This is a genomic window from Candidatus Accumulibacter phosphatis (assembly GCF_012939955.1).
GTDB lineage: Bacteria > Pseudomonadota > Gammaproteobacteria > Burkholderiales > Rhodocyclaceae > Accumulibacter > Accumulibacter delftensis.
Map to the genome: position 1 here is coordinate 86,189 of NZ_SPMY01000040.1, position 19,342 is coordinate 105,530.

Below are 19,342 nucleotides of genomic sequence, written 5' to 3' on the forward strand. Positions count from 1 at the left end.
GAGCGGAGCTGTGAAGAATCCTGCGGCAGTAACTTGCGGCCCGCGACGGGCTATCGGCCGGGAGCTTAGCAGAAAGAGAAAGCGGTGCGGGTGCGCAGCAAAGCGGCGTTGCCAAAGCGGAGGGGTGACGGCGATTCCCGCGCCCGCCTGTGTGGCGGCCGTCGCACAGCCAGCAAGTTCCTGCGGCAGTCTCAAGCACGGGTCGCCGGAGACAGGGTGTAACGTCGCGTCTTTACGCGCGATTCCGCCGGAGGAGACACAAGACACCGGTGTACCTACAAAATACCTTGCTTCAACGGTCGGTCATGACCGACAATGTCCATCTTGTTGCACCCCAAAGCGGACGTCGCGTGGCCCCGGCTATTGCCGCCAGGTCACTGATTCAGCATGTGAAGTGTTGCTTGTCTGTTTTATGGCATGATTCGTGCTTTATTTGTTGCGGGGAAAAGCCGTTTGCCGCGCTCATCCGTGCCCGGCCAGCGGCGTTGTCAGCCGGATTTGCCGCGACCGACCCGGCCGAGTCGAGCATTCTGAAGCACTCGTCGACAGACGACAGGGAGGCAGGTCGTGGTCAAGCCTGCCATCGGCAAATAGTCCACGCGACCGCAGCGTCATGTACTGCAGCGACGCCGCCCGGCGGCCACGATTTCGCCATTTGCTTTCGGCGTCAAGGTGCCCGATGTGAGGTCGCCTCGGCTGTCAGGCAAGGGCGACATCTTCGGCCGTAATTGCAATTACCGAGCATTTTCACACCGGCAAAAAGGAGACCTTAATGGACAAGAGCAAGCTGCGCCTGTTTCACACCACGCGAGAAGTGGAAATGCACTTCGATTCCTTCCTCGACACCGTTTCGCAGGGCGGCCTTGCGTTTCGCTCCGCGATTGGGGTGTACCTGGATTCAGCAGCCAATGACGACCTGGCGGCCAAGCTGAAGCAGCTCAACGAACTGGAGCACAAAGGGGACGACCTGCGTCGCCAGGTCGAGCAAGAGCTTTATACCATGGCCCTGATCCCCGACTTTCGTGGCGACGTTCTCAGTTTGCTGGAAGATCTGGACTGCCTGCTCAATGTCATGGAAGAGACGATGGTGTCGTTCGCCATCGAACGGCCCGCTTTCTCTCAGGAGCTGCACGCCGACCTGCGGGAACTGGCCGAAAGCGTGTCCATGGCCGTCGAGAGCACCGTGCTCGCGTCCCGGGCTTTCCTGCGTGACATTCATTCGGTTCGCGATCACCTGCACAAGGTGATGTTCTATGAAAAGGATGCCGACCGCGCATCCGACAAGCTGAAACGCGCCGTCTTCGGGTCGTCCATGCCTCTGGCCGAAAAGCTGCACCTGCGCCGCTTCATCGATGCGATCGACCATATCGCAGATGAATCCGAGGACGTCGCCGACTGGCTGGCGATCTACACCATCAAGCGCCTGGACTAACGGTCATGACAATCGATACACCTCAGATTATGAAAGTCATGACCGTTTTCCCTCTTCCCCGACCCTTCTCCCGCGAGGGAGAAGGGAGTTTCGTGAGTCGCTTGCGCGACTTTCACATTAAGCCCAGGGAGACGCCGAGACTATGGATCCTACGATATTCCTTTACCTCTCCAGCGGTTTGTTCCTGGGCTGGTCGCTGGGCGCCAACGATGCGGCCAACGTGTTCGGTACGGCGGTCGCCTCGCGAATGGTCAAGTTCCGGACCGCTGCGATCATCCTCACGATCGGCGTGATTGCCGGCGCGATCGTCAGTGGCGCCGGAGCAGCACACACCTTGTCCAAGCTCGGCGCGATCAACGCCTTGGGCGGCGCCTTCATGGTCGCTTTTTCGGCAGCGGCCGTGGTCGCCTGGATGACCATCACCGGCTTGCCGGTTTCGACGACGCAGGCAGTAGTGGGGGCGATCATCGGCTGGAACCTGTTCACCGGTTCGGTGACCGACTACAGCGTCTTCAAGACCATTTGTGCCACCTGGATTGCCAGCCCGGTGCTCACCGGCTTCTTCAGCTACTTTCTCTACAAGGGTGTGATGAAGTGGCTCGAGAAGACGCAGATTCACATCATTCGCCTGGATGCCTTGACCCGTATTGGTCTGGTCGTTGCCGGCGCGTTGGGGGCGTATTCGCTGGGCGCCAACAACATCGGCAATGTGATGGGCGTCTTCATCGGTGCAAATCCGTTTCGGGATCTGCACGCCGGGGTGTTCGAGTTCTCTGGTTTGCAGCAGCTGTTTTTGCTCGGCGGGATTGCCATTGCCGTCGGCGTCTTCAGCTACGCCAAGAGGGTGATGATGACTGTGGGAACGTCAATCGCCCCGCTGACCCCGGTCGGTGCCTTTGTGGTGATCATCTCCACCTCGCTGGTTCTGTTCCTCTTCGCCTCGGAAGGCCTGGAGTTTGCTCTCGCTTCCATTGGCCTGCCGACGATCCCTCTGGTACCGGTATCGAGTTCGCAGGCAGTCGTCGGCGGAGTGGTCGGCATCGGGCTGATCAAGAACGCCAAAAACATCAAATGGAGCGTCGTCGGGCGTATTGGCCTGGCCTGGATTCAGACCCCGGTCATCGCGGCGCTGGTTTGCTATGTATTTCTTTTCTTTCTGCAAAACGTCTTCGGACAAACGGTCTACAACGCCTCGGAATATCGTCTCTCCAATCAATTGCTGGTTCATCATGGCGATGCGGTGGATGCCAAGGCGTTGTCCGCGGTGGTCAGCAAGAACTTCACTACTTCGGGCGCGCTAAAAAGCGCCATCGACAAGGCTCTGCCGGATTTGCCTTACAAGACCAGCCTGAAGCTTGTCGATGACTCCCTGGTCGAAGCAATCACGGTGGACCCGGCCAAATTCGCGGCCCTGGAAAAGTTGAACGTGATTGGGCCGAAGCGCCTGGAGGCTTTGCGCAGTTTGAATGACAAGACCTTCACCTACCGTTGGGAACTGGTTCAGGCGCTTGCCGACGGCACGCCCGAGTGGAAGTTGAAGCCCAACACGGTTCTCAACAAGCCGTACAACAAGGAAATCCAGAAGGACCTCGATCTGGTGATGGATGCCTACGTCGCCAAGATGAAGTAGGCGGTTTGCGCGGAGAACAGGGGATGGGCAGCTTTGCATTGGGGCGTGCCATCACACACGCCGAACGCGATGCGGTGGCCGCGAATCAGGCTGCTGCCGGCGGGGGGGCGGACCGTGCGGCGGTGGCGCGAAAGAGCGTCGTGGCTCTGCTGGACTCCGAGCTGCCCACCTGGAGCACCGCTGTCCCCTGCCTCAAGGTGGCCGAAGAGGCGGAAGTGGCCAAAGTGGCCGTGGTCACACCGGAGCTCAGTCGCCGACGTGAAATCGCCCTCGACGTCGTGCGGCGCGCCCGGCGGGACGGTTACCTCTTCTCCTTCCTTGCTTTCGATGGTACTTGCGGCCACCTGCCATGGCTCCCCAGCGAACTGGATAGCGCGGGGGAGACTTTCCTGCTGGAGATTCACCCGGATAGGGCCGTCTATGTCGACGAACCGTCGCCAGTCGTGGCGGATGAACGATCGTCTTTGGTTCGCGCATCACTACGCTTGCGCGAAAAGGCAGCGCCCACTTCCGTGATTGCCTGGATGTCTGCTCAGCCGACAAGCGCGTGGCGCCGGCTCTTGATCACGGGCGGGGAGAATCGCAAGCGCAAGCTGCGCGCCGACTATCTGATCCAGCGGGTATGGGTCTGGGATGGCAGATCCGCGTCGGCTGACAACTGGCATCTCCTGGTACGCCGTGAAATGAATGGCGAGACCCTGAACTTCTGCTTGTCCAATGCCACGCCTGGCGCTTCCCTGCGCCATCTGGCGGAAATGCAGGAGCGCGCCATTTCGTCGAGAGCGCCTGCGAGGGCGAAAAAAGCACCGACGACATGGCTCTGGTGATCGCCGCAACAAGGTGCGAGGCTGGTTCACGTTCCGCTGGTGGGATTAAAGTGGTCGCGACGGCGCTCGATGTCGGGCATCGCGCCCAGGCGCAGGTGGCGCAACTATCGGGCAGCGAGCTGTAGCGGTTGGCTTGATCGCAGCGGACGGGAATAGCGCTGACGTGCCCGAGGCTACCGCCTAACTTTCGTCGATTCTCCGACGCGCCCGCATCGCGCGTCCGACTCGAGCCAGCTCCTCATCGCTCAACAAGCGCGCCGCCATTGGCAAGAGTTCCTTTTCCTCGCGCTCGATGTGGCGCTCATAGCGAACGGCCAGCGCTTCGACATCGTCAACGACCAGGGACACCTGCTCGCCGGCCGCGATCCGTTCGAGGGTGCCGCGCAGGTGTCGCCAACACGCTTCCAGTGCGCGGTGATCGGCTTTCAAACCGTCGATTATTTCGCGCAGGCAGATGGCGTCCGATCCGGCCATGGACTCGATCAAGGCCGGGAAGAGGTCGTCTTCCTCGTCTGCATGGTGTTGCCTGGCGGCGGTGTCGAAGTAGCGCATCACTCTGCTCGCCCCCGTGCGCGCCGCGTCGTCGACGCCATGGGAAAGCAGGTGTGGAAGCAGGCGCCGCAAGGTCGCGCATTGCGCTTCAATCCTGCCGTGGCAGGCGGAAAGCATCTCCAGAGGCGCCTCGCTTCCGACGCTCGGTGCGGAAAATCCGGGAATGCTGGTAGTCACTCGGCTTGCTCCGCGCAGCTCGGCGAAGATTGCGCGACCGCCTTGAGGTGGCGGGCGGAACCATCGCTGCCGCTGACCAGCGAAGCGACGATCATGCCGCCCGATAGAGATCGGAATCTGTATCCGCACACGCGGCAGTTGCCTGCATCCTGGAATTCCTTTCCACTTGGTCGCAAGAAACAAGCTCTGGCCGATGTTGCTATTCGCGGTCGAGCGTCGTCACGTCGGGCGGAGCCTATTTGCTTACCGCTTCCTTGGCTTTGTCGGCGGCATCACTGGTCGCGTCTGCGGCCTTGATGACCAACTCCTTGCTGGCTTCCTTGGCAGCCAGGGTGGCCTCGGCGGCGCTCGCTTTGACCACTACGGCGGCGTCACTTGCTGCCGCCTTGGTCGCCTCTGTGGCGGCGGCAATGGCGGTTTCCGCTTTTTTCGCAGACTCCTTCGCGGCCTTGACGGCGGCATCGTCTTGTTGACCACAGGCGGCGACAGTCATGGCCAGCAAAGCAGAGAGAACGAGCGAGCGAGCTTTCATGATGCAGTACTCCAGAGCGAAAGTTGTTGAGGCGGCGGAAACGCCGATAATCTTGGCAAGAAGGCGACCACTCCTGCGCATCACAACATAATTGCAAGTCGCAGTAAACTCTCGAGTCTCGACTGTGGCGGAAAGCCCTGCAGCAGGAACCCGCTGCACGGGAGCTGTCAGGGCGGCGGGCAGGAAACACCCGGGTGTGCGCTGGCCCGGCAAAGCAATCGGTCGCCTGTGTGCTGCCGCCGGTACAGTAAGATTGGAGTCGCCACAATTTCGGCAGCCCTGGAAAGACGCTGGGGCGAAGCTTGTTTCGGAATCATCGTGCACGCAACTGGCGAAGTCGCCGACGTAAATCGCCAAGCCGATTCCGGAGCGTACGAAACAGGAGCAGGCAGCCACTGCGCCGAGGTCTCAACACCCGCGGCTTGGTGCTGCTCGCGCTTTGATTTGCTCAGCCATTTCCGCAGGAGGAAGGTGCCATGGGTATTCTCGACTGGTTCAAGAACAGGCCGGGTCAATTCGATCCGGATCGGGTGTCTGACGAGATGGTTCGCGGGGCGGTCGACAAGGCGATTACGCTGACCAACCCACGCCTCAAGCTGTTGCCCAACTGCCACAGGCGCCTGACGCCCGCCGTCACGACGACGATCGAATTCCTGCGCACGCTGGTTCAGGCGCTGCCCGCCGCACGACCGCTTGCGTCGGCCATGTGGTCCTCCGATCCTGCTCTAAAGGCGTTCTTTGTCGCGTCCTCCGATATTCCGTCTGTTCTCGGCCGCTCGGACAATTTGCGCACCCTGTTCGACAAGTTTCCGGAACTCGATGAAGCTTGCCTGGTTCTGGGCATGGCGCTCAATGAAAAGCGGGTCTTGGGAATGGCGCTGCAAGGCGGCATGGTGCAGCGTGACGTTGCCCAGACCAGCGTCAGTTTCTCGGATCACGGGACGCGCATCTGCGGCAGCGACGAGGCGCGTTTGCGCCGCATCGTCGGTGTCGAGGCTTTCGAATACCTGCTTGGTCAGGCCTTGTCGGAGATTGGCCGGGAGCGTGTCGAAAGGCAGGAACTGCAAGGAAGTCGTGCGCTGATGCGGGCACGCCTGCGACTTCTTCAACAGCAGGGACCGGGCCTGGGGTCAATGTTCGGCGGAGCTCCGGCGGCAGCAAGCGAGCAGGCCAGACTGCAGGCGGAATTGCTGGAAAACGAGCGGCAACTGGGAGCCATCGGGGGCAGTGAATTGGTCCTCGATGCCGAACTCGAAAGCCTGACGACGGTGCTCGAAAACCCGCAGCGCTATCTGCACGTCGAGACAAAGTGCTTGCGCCTCAGCCCGATGAACGTGGTGATCGATGCAGCCAGCACGGACGCTGCCGCGGACGTCGATTTCGGCCTCGCAGAACTCAGGGGATCGCCGCCGATGCGCCGAGCTTTCGTGCTGGCACGCGTCGCGCGCAGCGAATTGCCGCCTCCGAAAAAGATCAATTTTGACGACGCGATGCGCTACCTTTGAGGCGTCGACCGCCACCGGTGTGTGCAAGGGTCGTTAACACTGCTGCACAGGCACTTCGTCCTTGAGATTGACCGCGATTCAGCTGAGCCCATATACTATTTTCCGCATCTTTGGCTTGGCCATCGTTTTGGGCAGGTGAGGTGGATGGCGGGGATGTCGGGAGGAGGGTGTGCCTGAGGGCGCCTGCCGGCCTTCGACTCGCGATCAGGAGAACTGGCGTTGCGGTAGCGTTTTCCTCGCGCCGGGAAAGAGCAGGGGCATGCCGCCTCGCAGCCAGGCAACAACTACCAGGAGAACTGCACATGTTCAAAAACATCCTTATCCCCACCGACGGTTCGGTCGTATCGCGCAAGGCCATCAAGGCCGGCATCCAGTTCGCGAAGTCGCTGGGAGCGAAAGTCACTGGCTACTCCGGCATCGTGATGCTGCCGTATTCCATGTTTGGCGACGGTGACATTATCGACAAGGGCATGGCGAGCAAGCTCGACCGGCTGCAGCGGGCCACCGCTGAGAAATACCTTGAGGAGATATCCACGGCCGCTGCTGCTGCCGGTGTAGAGTATGCTGGATTCACTACCAAGCCAGCGTCGGCGTTCGAGGGCATCATCGAAACGGCGCGGAAGAAGAAGTGCGACGCCATCTTCATCGCCTCGCGTGGTCGCAGCGAAATCAAGAAGCTGTTGCTTGGCAGTGTCACCCAGAAGGTGCTTTCACACTCCAAGGTGCCGGTGATCGTCTACCGCTAAGGGCGAGCGCTTTCCGTCGTATCCGGCAAGCCAGCGCTGCGGGCAGCGCTGGCGGCTAGCGCAAGCGCCTTGGCGGCGACGGCGGCAAGGCCGGGAATCATCCCCGTCAGATCACTCGCTGCGGCTCCGCTCGCGAGCCACGTTCGCTCGCCCCGCCTTCGTGGCGAGCTGGACCAGGTCTGCGAAAAGCGAACTGTCGATCAGTGACTTCGCTAAATTGGTAGCAGCATTATCTCAATAAGTGGTTCGTTATTGCACCGATCGCCCATGTAAAGTGGCGCCACTTCGGGGTGCGCAGTTCGCGGCCGGCTTCGGCCCTGATGACCGTTTCTGCAGATTGACCCGGCCAACAGGAGATAAGTCTTTGGAGCTTGCCGACAAATCACTGCTCAGGCAGTTGTGCTACATCGATGGACAATGGGTTGGCGCCGATGGTGGGCTGACCTTCGCCGTGACCAACCCGGCTACCGGGAGGCACCTGGCGGACGTGCCCGACGCGGGCGCGGCGGAGACCCGTCGCGCCATCGAGGCGGCGCGGCTTGCACAGCGCACCTGGAGTGCCAGGACTGCAGGTGAGAGGGCGAAGGTGCTCCGCCGTTGGTGTGAGTTGCTGCTTGCCAATCAGGAGGACCTCGCTCGAATCATGACTGCGGAGCAGGGCAAGCCACTTGCCGAATCGCGTGGCGAGATCACCTACGCCGCCTCGTTCATCGAGTGGTTTGCCGAGGAAGGAAAGCGCATCTACGGCGACATGATTCCCCCTCATCACGCCGACAAACGTATCCTGGTAAGCAAGGAAGCGATTGGCGTCTGTGCCGCGATCACGCCATGGAATTTCCCGGCCGCGATGATTACCCGCAAGGTTGGTCCGGCGCTGGCGGCGGGCTGCTCGGTAGTGCTCAAGCCCGCTGAAGCGACGCCACTGTCGGCGCTTGCGCTGGCCGAGCTGGCGGAGCGCGCCGGAGTCCCCAAAGGGGTCTTTAATGTGCTCACCGGAGACCCGATCGCTATTGGTGGCGAGCTGTGCGCCAATCCAACGGTCCGCAAGCTCAGCTTTACCGGGTCTACGGAGGTCGGTCGGATTCTCATGCAGCAGTGTGCGCCGACGATCAAGAAGCTGTCGCTCGAGTTGGGCGGCAATGCCCCGTTCATTGTCTTCGACGATGCCGATCTGGATGCCGCCGTGCAGGGAGCGATGCTCTCAAAGTATCGCAATACGGGCCAGACCTGCGTCTGTGCGAACCGCTTGCTGGTCCAGGAAGGCGTCCTCGATCAATTTGTCGAAAAACTCGCTGCCGCAGTTGGCACTCTGCGTGTCGGTAATGGGGCGGAAGAGGGGGTCACGCAAGGTCCGCTGATCGATGACGCGGCGATCGCCAAGGTGGAGGAGCTGGTTGCCGATGCGCTTGGCAAGGGGGCTCGTATCGTTTGTGGCGGCAAGCCCCACAGCCTCGGCAAGACCTATTACGAGCCAACGATACTGGCGGGGGTGACGGCGCAGATGCGCATCGCTCGCGAAGAGGTTTTCGGGCCAGTGGCGCCGGTGTTCGCTTTCAAGACCGAAGCCGATGCGGTGGCGATGGCCAACGATACCGAGTACGGCCTGGCGTCCTATTTCTACACCGAGAATCTGGCGCGCAGCTTGCGGGTAGCCAGCGCCCTCGAATACGGCATGGTCGGCATCAACACCGGTCTGATCTCGACCGAGCTTGCGCCGTTCGGCGGCATGAAGTCGTCCGGGCTGGGTCGCGAAGGTTCCAAGTACGGGATTGAGGACTACCTGGAAATCAAATACATCTGTATCGGCGGTATTGTTTGAGCCGCCAAGTCAAGTTTGCAAAGGAAATGAACATGAATGCACCGAGCGAAAAACTGAACCTTAAAACCAATTCCGAGCTGATGGCCCGGCGCACGGCAGCGCTGCCCAAAGGTGTCGGCCAGGGGCACGCACTGTTTGCCGAAACTGCCAGAAATGCCGAAATCTGGGATGTCGAAGGTCGTCGCTGGATCGACTTCTGCGCGGGTATTGCGGTGGTCAATACCGGGCATTGCCACCCCCGGGTCGTTGAGGCGGCGCGCCAGCAACTGGCGGCCTTCACCCATACCTGCTTCCAGGTAGTGGCCTACGAATCCTACGTCGAACTGTGTGAGCGGCTAAATGCGGCTGCCCCGGGGAGCACGCCGAAGAAGTCGTTTCTGGTCAACACCGGCGCCGAAGCCGTCGAGAATGCGGTCAAGATCGCCCGTGCGGCTACTGGGCGTTCGGGCATGATTGCCTTCGGTGGCGGCTTCCATGGTCGCACCATGTTCGGTCTCGCACTGACCGGCAAGGTGGCTCCCTACAAGATCAAGTTCGGGCCATTCCCGGGCGAGATCTTCCACGTTCCCTTCCCGAATGCCCTGCAGGGTGTCTCGGAGGACGATTCCATCGCGGCTATCGAGCGACTTTTCACGACCACTATCGAAGCTTCGCGCGTTGCGGCAATCTTCATTGAACCGGTGCAGGGAGAAGGTGGCTATGTCCCGGCGCCGCTCGGCTTCCTGCGCCGCCTGCGGGCACTATGCGACACGCACGGAATTCTTCTCGTTGCCGACGAAGTGCAGACCGGCATTGGCCGCTGCGGCAAGCTGTTTGCCAGCGAGCACTATGCTGTCGAGCCCGACATCATCACCTTGGCCAAAGGCCTCGGCGGTGGCTTGCCGATTGCCGCGGTAGTCGGCAAGGCGGCGATCATGGACGCTGCAGAGGTCGGCGGTCTGGGTTCCACCTACGCCGGAAATCCGATGGCCGTTGCCGGCGCCCTGGCGGTACTCGACGTGGTCGAGGAAGAACAACTCTGCGCGCGCTCGATCGCCCTTGGCGAACACATGCGCGAGCGATTTACCGCCATGCAGGAGAAATTCTCGACGATCATCGAGGTGCGCGGACTGGGGGCGATGACGGCGGTTGAGTTCTGCCGCAACGGCGATGCAAAGCAGCCGGCAGCGGACATCGCTGTCGCTCTGAAGAATGAAGCGGCGCAACGCGGCTTGCTGCTGCTCTTGTGCGGGCCGCATGGCAATGTCTTGCGGGTAATGGTGCCGCTGACCATTTCGGATGCCGTGCTCAACGAAGGCCTGGATATCATCGAGGCATCGCTGCGGGCGGTGGGCGCCTGAACTGACCGTCCGCGAGTGCCCGCGCGACCGACCTTGCAAGGGTCGAGGCCACTGAGCTGTAGCGGATGCGGGCAGTCCGGCCATCTGCGTGGGCCTCAGGCTGATCAGCGGAGGCGGGTGCCCGCAGCGGTTTACTCCGGTGCGGGAAAGTAAGAAAGGCCAGGCAGCGACGCTGCCTGGCCTTTCTTCAGTACACGAAAGGTCGGTGCCGAATGCGTGCTTGCCCTTGCTGCCCTAATCGTAGGCCTTGTCGTTGGGCGATTTGTACAGTTTCTTGAGCGCGTACGAGAGGGCAAAGTTGAGGTTCAAGCCCTTCGGCGGGATCGGCTGCAGGAACCACTTGGCGTAGAGCTTGTCGGCTTCGCCTGAGGTCATCACTTTGGCCAGCCCCGCATCGACGACCTTCTTGAACGCCGGGTCGTCCTTGCGCATCATGCAGCCATAGGCTTCATACGATTGCGGCGTACCGACCACGCTCCATTCGCGGGCGTTCTTGGCTTTGGCCATTTCCCCAAAGAGCAACCCCTCGTCCATGACGAAAGCCGCCGCGCCGCCGTTTTCCAGGAGCAGGAACGCTTCCCCGTGATCCTTGGCGCTGATGATCTTCATCTTCATATTGCTATCTTGGTTCATCTTGCGCAGCAGACGCTCGGAGGTGGTGCCGGCGGTGGTCACGACGTTCTTGCCAGCCAGATCGGGAAAATCCTTGATCCCGGAGCTGGTCTTGGTCATTAGTCGGGTGCCGGCGACGAAAATGCTGTACGAGAAACTGACCTGTTTCTGACGTTCGGCGGTGTTGGTCGTCGAACCGCATTCGAGGTCGACGCTTCCATTCTGGACGAGCGTGATGCGATTCTCCGAGGTTACCGGCAGCAGCTTGATATCGAGCTTGGCAAGCTGCAAGTCGGCCTTGATTGCCTCCACCGCCTTGAGCATCATGTCCTGCGAGTAGCCGACCACCTGCTGCTTGTCGTCGTAGTACGAGAACGGAATCGACGATTCGCGATGGCCCAACGTGATCAACCCGGTCTCCTTGATCTTCTTGAGCGTACCGGTCAATTCCTGCGCCAAGACCGGAGCCGACAGCAGGGGGACAGTGGCAAGCGTTACAGCAATGGCGAGGCGCCGCGAAATAGTGAACATCGTCTTTGTCTCCTCTTCAAACGGATAATTGGTCACCGGTCGGCTTCAGTTCGGGCCGCTCGGGAACACGATGTCGCGCTCGCCGGCATGCGGCGCGAGCACGGACTGCTGCCAACGCTGGTCTTGCCAGAGCAACTCGACACGGCGGTCTGTCGGTTGGTACACGGCACCGTACAGCGTGCCGTAACCGCGTCGGTAACTGGTCTGGAACAGCGGCGGCTGCAGCAGTGCTGTCGTGAGTTCCAGCAAGGAATGCTTTTTGTCGACCAGCTGTTCCAGGGCGGCGAAGCGCTCGACGGCACAAGTTGCCTTGGCGTGCTGCGGCCAATCGACCTTGTGCTGGAAGTTGGTGACCGCCCGCCGGCGACTGACATAGGGGGCTTCGTCGGGTCCGACGAACACGGTGGCCCAATTTCCGGAAGTGTCGAGCAGCGTGATGCTGTACGACATGTGTACGGGGAGGCGTTTGAGGATCGCGCAGGCATCCTGTACCGTGCTCGATACCTCCAGCAGGTAGCGCATCACCAGCGGGATGCCGAAGCCCGTGCCGGTTTGCGTTCTGCCGCCGAAGCTCAGTGAAGCGGCCAGGCCCGCCTCGTTCATGCCATCCAGCGCTCCCCATAGACAATCGCCCATGGCCAGCACCCGATGGCCGCACCAGCGGGTGGCCAGCCAGTTGCCTTCCAGCAAGGCCGGGGCGTAGTCGTAGTTGCGCACCAGCGCCGGGTCTTGGGCGCCGCAAGGGTCGATCCACACTGCTTGCGAGCAACCGGCAATATAAGCCGGCGGGCACCACAAGGAAAGCGCGCGCGCCTCAATGTCGCCACCGCCGGCCAACTCGACCAGTTGCTCCCAGGTGGGTACCAGCTCCGGCATGTGCTGGCGCAGCGCGCGCCGGCTTTCAAGGTAGCTGGGGCGATCGAAGACGCCGCTGCGCAGGTACCAGTCGCGGTAACCCGGCCAGCAGCGTTCGAAAAGCGCCTGCCACAATGGGCCGGGAGTGTCCTCCACCAGCGCCGTAAATCGCTGGTGGATAGGCAGGTCCGCGTGCGGCACGGCGGTCAAAGGATCTTGAACGCGCCGGGCTCCGGTGCCGCCTCGTGCTCGGTGGTAACGATTGGTTTGCCGGCATAGTACTGCTTGATGCCGCGAATCCAGTCACGGGCGCGCAGGTTGAGCTTGAAGTTATCGTCCATCGAACGGCCACGCGTAATCAGGATACCGAGGTCGGCGCCCTCATAGCGATAGTCACCCGAACCGGTGATGCGCAGGAAGAAGGCCTCGCGTTCGCTGTCGATCGCCTGGCGGTTATAGTCGAAGCGCTGGAAGCTGACGCTGCCGTCTTCGCTCATGCGGTAAATGCCGGTGCCCGGCGCGTGCGTGACCTGATCGACGTTCTTGTCAGTGTACTTCATCACCACCTGCGACCACGAATCGATGAAGTGCGGCTGCGCCCAGCGCTCGTTGATTTCGCTGACGTTGAGATCGAAGGGCACGCCCGAGAATTCCAGCAGGTGGAAGAGGAAGAGCGGGGCATCGGCATAGGCAAAGGCCGCGTGGTTGGTCATCGGGCTGGCGCCACAGACGCGTGGGTTCAGTTCGCCGAGATAGACGTCGCCGCTGTCCTGGTCGATCAGGAAATCGAGGTCGAAGTACCCTCGGTAACCTTCCTCGATCAACTGGTTGCCAAAACGCTCGGTCATGTCTCTGACCTGGGCGCGCACGGCTTCCGAGAAGGAACCGGGGAAAACCTCGTTGCCACACCAGCCGCCCTTGTAGGGCGTCAGTTCGCTGGCACCGACGACTTCGGTAAGCATCGGTCCGACCAGAGTTCCCGACTGCGTGGCGCAGGCTTCGAGCGTCGCCCCACGGCAGTTGATGCGCTTCATGATCTTGATTTCGGGATCCTTGCAGATATCTTCCTTGTGCTTGTTGAAATCGTCTTCGCAAGAGATGAAGAAAGTCGTGTGGCCGGAATCACCGAAGGCCGACTGCAGGACCAGGTGCTTGCCCAGTCCGTGGCGCTCGGCAATTTCCATAAGGTTGGCGAAGCTGCTCACCTTATCGAGGGCGTTCGGTACCGACAACACGCCGGCCTTGTTGCCGATGCGTACCGTCTCCATCTTGTTGTCGCAACGCTGGCGCAGTTTGGCCGGCGGAAACCAGACTTCCATGCCCAGTTCCTTGGCCAGCTCCTCGGTCTTCTCGTCAAACATCAGGAAGGTTGCCGCCGGGCTGCCACCGCGGCGCTCGATGAAGTCGATCACGTCCTTGTGCTGCAACATGTGGTTGTTGATGTCTTCGATCGACGTGAACTCGTCGTGCGGCGTCTCCTGCGGGACGAAGACGTTCGGATGCCGGCCATCGAAGCAATCGATGTAGCTGATGAAGCGGAAGCGATTCACCCACTGGTCGATTCCCAGCAGATTGAAGTTGGTGGCGCTGATGAAATAGATCGGTCGCTCGTTGCGATGAAACATCAGCCGCAGGTCGGAAATTGTCTTTACTTTGAAAGTCATTATTTTCTCCTCTTCGTTGTCACCACAAAAAGACGGCTGGATTGACGCTCACCAGCGGTCATTTCACTCGCCTTCCGCCGCCTCGGCGCTGGCATTGACCTGCGCTTTCCAGACTGCGTTTGCCTGCCCTGCCAGTTCGAGTGCGGCTTCGGTAAAGATGCGAAAGCCCAGTTCAGGCCGGAAACCATGGATCTCTCGCACATCAAGCGCCTGCATGAACTGCAATATCTCGGCACTGATCACCTGTCCCGGCACGAGAATCGGGAAGCCCGGCGGGTAAGGGATGACGAACTGAGCAGAGACGCATTCGCGTGCGTTCCTGATCGCCTTGGCCGTATCGTCCATGGTCAGGTACTCGCAGTTGGCATCCTCGTAGCTAAGGAAGAAGGCGCTGCGGACGTCGCCATCGCGCGTCTCGCTCTGCCCGTCCAGGCTGCGGCCGCGGAAGGCCTGGTGGAAGCACGAGAAGTTGGGCAACGGGGGCAGTTCCAGGGTCAGGGAGCGCACGCGTTTTTCATGGATACGAAGTTCCGGAGTGCTCATGTCGCGCACCCTGTTGTCCACGTCGCGGGCGATCTTGACCAGCACGCCGAGCAGGTAGGCGATCGTCGAGCGGGTGGTGCCGATGTTGGTCATGAACAGCACCGTATTGCGCGAGGTCTTGTTGATCTGGATATCGTACTTGTCCATCAGGTACTTGTTCTTGATCGTGTCACCGTCCATCCCGGTCAGGCCGATGGCCAGCGTGGCGCGGCTGGGGTCGAGCGCAAACTCGTCCGACTGCCAGGCTTTCAACAGGTTTTCCCAGCCCGTCTCCATGTTGTACAGCGATTCGACGTGCGACTCGCGAAACTCCTCCGGCACCATGTCGGTCACGGTCAGGAAACGGAAGTGGCTGTTGAGCTGGGGATTCGCGGCCACCTGGTCGCGCAGGTTCATCGCCAGTTCGAGCTGGCGCTGCACCAGTTCGTAGCCTTCCATTTCCACTTGCCGCCGCCCGACATCGAGGGTGGCGAGGATCTGGTAGTTGGGCGAAGTCGAGGTATGCGTCATGTAGGCCTCATGGAAGGCTTCCTCGGCCTTGTCCTTGAAGTCCTGATCCCAGACGTGGATCATCGAGCCCTGGCGCAGGGCGGTCAGCGTCTTGTGCGTCGAATGGGTGGCGTAGACGCGGATTCGTGCCTTGCCGGGGTCCGGCAGCAGGCGAGTGTTCAGGACTTTCTCGTCGTCAGCCCAGGCCGCCTCGTCAAAACTGCTGGCGAATTCCGCGTAGCGTTTGGCATAGGCCTCGCTCTTGAACATCTCGGTCAGCTTGGCGGCGGCACCCATGGCCGTGCGTGGGCGGTAGACCGGGTGGAAACGCGCGAAGGCGAACCACGCCTCGTCCCACAGGAACACCAGGTCAGGCTTGATGGCCAGGCACTCGAGCATCAGCCGCTCGACGTTGTAGACGATGCCATCGAAGGTGCAGTTGGTCAGCAGCACCATGCGTACGCGGTTCAGCGTCCCGGCGCGGCGCAAGTCGAGCAGCGTTTCCTTGATGTGGCGGATCGGCACCGCACCGTACATCGAGTACTCGTGCAGCGGATAGGCCTCCAGGTAGGTGACCTGTGCGCCGGCCAGGACCATCCCGTAGTGGTGCGACTTGTGGCAATTGCGGTCAACCAGAACGATGTCGTCGGGCCGGACGATGGCCTGGACAACGACCTTGTTGGCCGTTGATGTGCCGTTGGTGACCAGGAAAGTGCGCCGTGAGCCGAAGGCCCGTGCGGCATACTCCTGAGCCAGTTTCAACGAGCCCGTGGGTTCGAGCAGCGAATCGAGCCCGCCCGAGGTGGCCGAGGTCTCGGCCATGAACAGGTTCATGCCATAGAATTGGCCGAGGTCGCCGATCCAGTTCGAATTCATGATCGACTTGCCACGCGCCAGCGGCAGGGCGTGGAAAACGCCGGTAGGCTGCTTCGCGTACTTGCACAAGGCGTCGAAGAACGGGGTGTGATAGCGCTCGGCAACCCCTTGCATGATCGAATGGTTGAGTTCGAGCTTGTCTTCTTCGCCGAAAAATATGCGGTTGAAAGTTTCCCCCGCCTTCGCCGCCACGTCTTCGACATTGACGTCGGTGACCAGATAGAGATCCAGCTCCGGACGCAACTTCGCGATCTGTCGACCGAGCAGAGGACCGCGCTCTGACTCGGGCAGCAACTCGCCGTCGACCTCAGCACCATCAATGTAGCGCCGCCCGACGAGTTCGCGGAAGTAGAGCGACCGGTAGGGAAAGCCGTAGCGGATCACCACTGCCTGCAGGTTGAAGTTCACCCATGATGCAACCAGTGCATCCTCGAAAGTCGGCACGACGACCACGTCGTAAACGAAATCGTCGTCAGGTCTGCGCTCGTTGCGCACCTGGCGATGCAGCGCTTCCTCTTCTTCGACCAGCATGTCGTCGACGACCAGAACCTCGAAGTATGGGCAGCGCAGCTGCGCCTGGTACTCCTGCTCGCTTTCGATCTGCGAGGGCAAATCGGCATCGTTTTTCGCCCCCGTACCCTCGTGGCGATAGGTCAGCGAGGCCAGCGTGCGATGAAAGCGGCGAGCGATGATTGCGGCATGCGCCAGGTTGCCGCGATCGATGTGGCTACAGAGCTCGGCGAAGGCGCGGCGGCCCGGATACGCCCAACAGGCTTCAATCGGCCGCAAGGCTTCTGTCAGGGCGCCGACCTTGGTCAAGCGCTCTTCCCGGCCGGGGTCATCCTGTGCCAGCTTGGCGAGCTGCGAGAGGACGTCGACCAGCCCGATCCAGCTTTCCGATCGTACGTCCCAAACGCTGCGGTGGCGACTCAATGAGGTCGAGTCGGGGCCAGCGGTGCCTGTATTTAGGTTCATGACTTGTCTCCAGAGGTGCTGGCGGTTCGTTGCCGCCGGCTATGTGGGCTGCTCGATCGCGCTACCCGTGGCGAGCGGGGTAGCGCCTCCGCGCGGTCTGTTCGGACTAGCCGACCCAGAGTATCCAGGGGGTGCCGATGACCAGAAACACCAGGGTGCAGAAGGCGGTTGTCGTCAGCCCCAGGCGGTACAGTTCGCTCTGCTTGAGATAGCCGCTGGCGACGAAGATGATGTTCTGGCTGCCGCCTTGTGGCGTAATGACCGAGAAGTAGCTACTGGCAAACAGCAGCGCGTAGGCCATCAAATGGACGGGAACGCCCGACTTCACGCCGACGTCGAGAAACACTCCGAGCAGCGCCAGGACCTGCGCGTTCTGACTGACGAACCCGAAGTGGAGCAACACATAAATGACCAGCAAGGCAACGTAGGCGACCGGCCAGGCGAGGCCTTCCAGCCCGACAGCCAGTCGCTCGCCGACGTAGCCCATGAAGCCCATTTCGTTGAGCTGCCCACTCATGCCAAAAAGTATGGCCAGCCAGATGAAAGTGACCAGCGTGCCGCCCTGCTTGTTGATGTCTTCAAGCGTTAAAACGCCGCTGATCATCAGCGTGGCGAGACCGGCCAGGGCAATTGCCGTCAGGTTGAGCTTGTAGGGAGCCGCCAGTATCCAGCCGGTGACCATGATCACGAAAGTCACCGCCGTGATCCACTCGTTGCGCGACATCGGCCCCATGGTCTGCAGCTCTTTGCGGGCGATGCCTGGAGCTTCCGGAGTGGCGGTGATTCCTGGCGGAAAAACACGATAGAGCAGAGCCGGGAGCAGGGCGATCACCACCAGACAGGGTACGCTGGAGGCAAGCAGCCAGGAGCCGAAATCAATGCTCATCCCGTGTTCGGCGGCGAGTGCTGCTCCGACCGGGTTGCCCGAGGTGGCGGTGAACCACAGTGCCGAGGTGATGGCCAGGCTGGCCATGCCGCAAAACATCAGGTAGCCGCCGAGGCGGCGCAGGTTCTCGTCGTCGGGTGTCGAGCCCCTGCTTTGCGCCAGGGCCAGGATCACCGGGAAGAGAACGCCACCGCGAGCGGTATTGCTCGGGAAACCGGGGGCAATCAGGGTGTCGGTAATGAAGATGCTGTACGCCAGGCCGAGCGTCGATTTCCCGAATAGCGAAATCACATAGAGACTGATGCGCTTGCCAAGTCCGCTCTTGACCACCGCCTGAGAGACCAGGAAAGCGGTCACCACCAGGAGCACGATGGCGTTGGCAAAGGCACCGTAGGCCTTCTCCGGAGTCAGTGTGCCGGTAAGCACGACGATCGCACAAGCCAACACCGCCGAAGTGAAGAGCGGGAAGACATTGAGGACCACGGAGGTGATTGCCGAGGCGAAGACGGCAAACAGATGCCAGGCCTCAACGGTCAGGCCCGCGGGAACCGGCGCGAACCAGAGGCCGAAAAACATGATCAGGAGGATCACCAGTTTCACGATCCTTCCCGTTCCGAAAGCGGCTGTACTCATTGTTGACCTCCTGCAGTGGTGGGAGCAACCGCACTGGGCGACCCGAGGCGAGCCCAGCCATTCAGATCGACGACCCGGCCGGTCAGTTCGCTGCCTTCGAAAGCGCCGATGCGCTTCCATTTGAAGCTGTATTCACCGCTAACGCCGGCGTAGCGACCGGTACCGCCAATAAGCTTGCCTTCGATCAGCAGGCCCGGGCCGAGCCCTTCACCGCTTAACTCGCTGAAGACCTTGTCGCCGTTCTCGTCGGTCCACACGCTGCGCCCCTGCAGGCCGGTGGTAGTGTCGGAAAAGCCGATGACCTGGGCTTGGAAACCGCGATTTATTCGTTGCTTGCCGTTCAGCAGCAGCGAACCGCCAAGTTCAGATTTCCTGATCCCGACCGGGAATGTAGGTAGAATTCAGGAATTGCAAGTGGCACTTTATTTTGAAGGCTGTAGTTTTCGTATGGCATAGAGCAAGCGTTACTCGGGGTGCAAGGAGGAGCAGGCGTTGAGGCAGTCGTGGCTTCCGGGGTTTCCCGATGGTGCGCAGAAAGTGGGCGAAGGGTTGGCGATTCTGGAGAAGGATGGCCAAGCGATCTACTTCGTTGGGGGAGACAATTACTTCTCGCACCCTGTAGGAGACGATGCTGGCCGCAGGTTCGCCCTGACCAGTCTGATGGAAAACGGGCACGTCAAGGCGGTCGAACTGGAAAGGCCGCCGCTGTGCATCCCGC

16 protein-coding genes are annotated in these 19,342 nt (G+C 61.0%); 8 read left to right on the top strand and 8 right to left on the bottom strand.

Annotation, left to right across the window (positions count from 1 at the left end; genetic code table 11):
• The first annotated feature begins 772 nt into the window (after positions 1-772).
• From E4Q23_RS14335 to E4Q23_RS14345, 3 genes are all read left to right on the top strand, one after another.
• Positions 773-1,432 (top strand): DUF47 domain-containing protein, encoded by a 660-nt coding sequence (locus E4Q23_RS14335; RefSeq protein WP_169067256.1) that lies wholly within the window; start codon positions 773-775, stop codon positions 1,430-1,432.
• Between the two features lie 142 nt (positions 1,433-1,574).
• Positions 1,575-3,062, top strand: a complete 1,488-nt coding sequence (locus E4Q23_RS14340) for an inorganic phosphate transporter (RefSeq protein WP_169067257.1) — start codon at positions 1,575-1,577, stop codon at positions 3,060-3,062.
• Positions 3,063-3,085: 23 nt separating this feature from the next.
• Positions 3,086-3,889 carry a transposase gene (locus E4Q23_RS14345; protein WP_169067258.1) on the top strand — a complete coding sequence of 268 codons (804 nt, stop codon included), beginning with the start codon at positions 3,086-3,088 and terminating at the stop codon, positions 3,887-3,889.
• Positions 3,890-4,069: 180 nt separating this feature from the next.
• Here the strand turns inward: E4Q23_RS14345 and E4Q23_RS14350 are convergent, their stop codons facing one another.
• Positions 4,070-4,618 carry a hemerythrin domain-containing protein gene (locus E4Q23_RS14350; RefSeq protein ID WP_291996453.1) on the bottom strand — a complete coding sequence of 183 codons (549 nt, stop codon included), beginning with the start codon at positions 4,616-4,618 and terminating at the stop codon, positions 4,070-4,072.
• 235 nt (positions 4,619-4,853) lie between these two features.
• Entirely contained in the window at positions 4,854-5,150 is a 297-nt protein-coding gene (locus tag E4Q23_RS14355) for a hypothetical protein (RefSeq protein ID WP_169067259.1), read from the bottom strand.
• 476 nt (positions 5,151-5,626) lie between these two features.
• On the opposite strand from E4Q23_RS14355, the gene E4Q23_RS14360 reads away from it, so the two are divergent.
• The 4 genes from E4Q23_RS14360 (at position 5,627) to gabT (ending at position 10,560) form a co-directional block, all read left to right on the top strand.
• Positions 5,627-6,655, top strand: a complete 1,029-nt coding sequence (locus E4Q23_RS14360; RefSeq protein ID WP_169067260.1) for a hypothetical protein — start codon at positions 5,627-5,629, stop codon at positions 6,653-6,655.
• Positions 6,656-6,957: 302 nt separating this feature from the next.
• The gene (locus E4Q23_RS14365) at positions 6,958-7,401 is read left to right on the top strand and encodes a universal stress protein (protein ID WP_169067261.1); all 444 of its coding nucleotides are present in this window, start codon (positions 6,958-6,960) and stop codon (positions 7,399-7,401) included.
• Between the two features lie 364 nt (positions 7,402-7,765).
• Positions 7,766-9,220, top strand: a complete 1,455-nt coding sequence (locus E4Q23_RS14370; protein ID WP_169067262.1) for an NAD-dependent succinate-semialdehyde dehydrogenase — start codon at positions 7,766-7,768, stop codon at positions 9,218-9,220.
• Between the two features lie 32 nt (positions 9,221-9,252).
• Positions 9,253-10,560 carry a 4-aminobutyrate--2-oxoglutarate transaminase gene (gene gabT / locus E4Q23_RS14375; RefSeq protein ID WP_169067263.1) on the top strand — a complete coding sequence of 436 codons (1,308 nt, stop codon included), beginning with the start codon at positions 9,253-9,255 and terminating at the stop codon, positions 10,558-10,560.
• Between the two features lie 234 nt (positions 10,561-10,794).
• On the opposite strand, the gene E4Q23_RS14380 is transcribed toward gabT, so the two are convergent.
• The 6 genes from E4Q23_RS14380 to E4Q23_RS14405 form a co-directional block, all read right to left on the bottom strand.
• Complete coding sequence (locus E4Q23_RS14380) at positions 10,795-11,703, bottom strand: glutamate/aspartate ABC transporter substrate-binding protein (RefSeq protein ID WP_169067264.1); 909 nt, start codon at positions 11,701-11,703, stop codon at positions 10,795-10,797.
• A 45-nt stretch (positions 11,704-11,748) separates the two neighbouring features.
• Positions 11,749-12,759, bottom strand: coding sequence for a C45 family peptidase (locus tag E4Q23_RS14385; RefSeq protein WP_336511696.1), 1,011 nt, complete (start codon positions 12,757-12,759; stop codon positions 11,749-11,751).
• A 5-nt stretch (positions 12,760-12,764) separates the two neighbouring features.
• Positions 12,765-14,222 (bottom strand): biotin carboxylase, encoded by a 1,458-nt coding sequence (locus E4Q23_RS14390; RefSeq protein ID WP_169067265.1) that lies wholly within the window; start codon positions 14,220-14,222, stop codon positions 12,765-12,767.
• 63 nt (positions 14,223-14,285) lie between these two features.
• On the bottom strand, positions 14,286-17,105 hold the full coding sequence (locus E4Q23_RS14395; RefSeq protein WP_169067266.1) for an aminotransferase class I/II-fold pyridoxal phosphate-dependent enzyme: 2,820 nt from the start codon (positions 17,103-17,105) through the stop codon (positions 14,286-14,288).
• A 106-nt stretch (positions 17,106-17,211) separates the two neighbouring features.
• On the bottom strand, positions 17,212-18,624 hold the full coding sequence (locus E4Q23_RS14400) for a DASS family sodium-coupled anion symporter (protein ID WP_169067267.1): 1,413 nt from the start codon (positions 18,622-18,624) through the stop codon (positions 17,212-17,214).
• Positions 18,621-18,881, bottom strand: coding sequence for a hypothetical protein (locus E4Q23_RS14405; protein ID WP_169067268.1), 261 nt, complete (start codon positions 18,879-18,881; stop codon positions 18,621-18,623). The genes E4Q23_RS14400 and E4Q23_RS14405 overlap by 4 nt, the downstream gene beginning before the upstream one ends.
• A 235-nt stretch (positions 18,882-19,116) precedes the next feature.
• On the opposite strand from E4Q23_RS14405, the gene E4Q23_RS14410 reads away from it, so the two are divergent.
• Positions 19,117-19,342, top strand: a 226-nt coding sequence (locus E4Q23_RS14410) for a hypothetical protein (protein WP_169067269.1), incomplete at its 3' end; no start/stop codon positions are given.

What these genes read in the sequence shown, in the direction of transcription:
- E4Q23_RS14335 (WP_169067256.1), top strand. Translation starts at nt 773, where the DNA reads ATGGACAAGAGCAAGCTGCGCCTGTTTCACACCACGCGAGAAGTGGAA.
- E4Q23_RS14340 (WP_169067257.1), top strand. Translation starts at nt 1,575, where the DNA reads ATGGATCCTACGATATTCCTTTACCTCTCCAGCGGTTTGTTCCTGGGC.
- E4Q23_RS14345 (WP_169067258.1), top strand. Translation starts at nt 3,086, where the DNA reads ATGGGCAGCTTTGCATTGGGGCGTGCCATCACACACGCCGAACGCGAT.
- E4Q23_RS14355 (WP_169067259.1), bottom strand. Translation starts at nt 5,150, where the DNA reads ATGAAAGCTCGCTCGCTCGTTCTCTCTGCTTTGCTGGCCATGACTGTC.
- E4Q23_RS14360 (WP_169067260.1), top strand. Translation starts at nt 5,627, where the DNA reads ATGGGTATTCTCGACTGGTTCAAGAACAGGCCGGGTCAATTCGATCCG.
- E4Q23_RS14365 (WP_169067261.1), top strand. Translation starts at nt 6,958, where the DNA reads ATGTTCAAAAACATCCTTATCCCCACCGACGGTTCGGTCGTATCGCGC.
- gabT (WP_169067263.1), top strand. Translation starts at nt 9,253, where the DNA reads ATGAATGCACCGAGCGAAAAACTGAACCTTAAAACCAATTCCGAGCTG.
- E4Q23_RS14380 (WP_169067264.1), bottom strand. Translation starts at nt 11,703, where the DNA reads ATGTTCACTATTTCGCGGCGCCTCGCCATTGCTGTAACGCTTGCCACT.
- E4Q23_RS14390 (WP_169067265.1), bottom strand. Translation starts at nt 14,222, where the DNA reads ATGACTTTCAAAGTAAAGACAATTTCCGACCTGCGGCTGATGTTTCAT.
- E4Q23_RS14395 (WP_169067266.1), bottom strand. Translation starts at nt 17,105, where the DNA reads ATGAACCTAAATACAGGCACCGCTGGCCCCGACTCGACCTCATTGAGT.
- E4Q23_RS14400 (WP_169067267.1), bottom strand. Translation starts at nt 18,624, where the DNA reads ATGAGTACAGCCGCTTTCGGAACGGGAAGGATCGTGAAACTGGTGATC.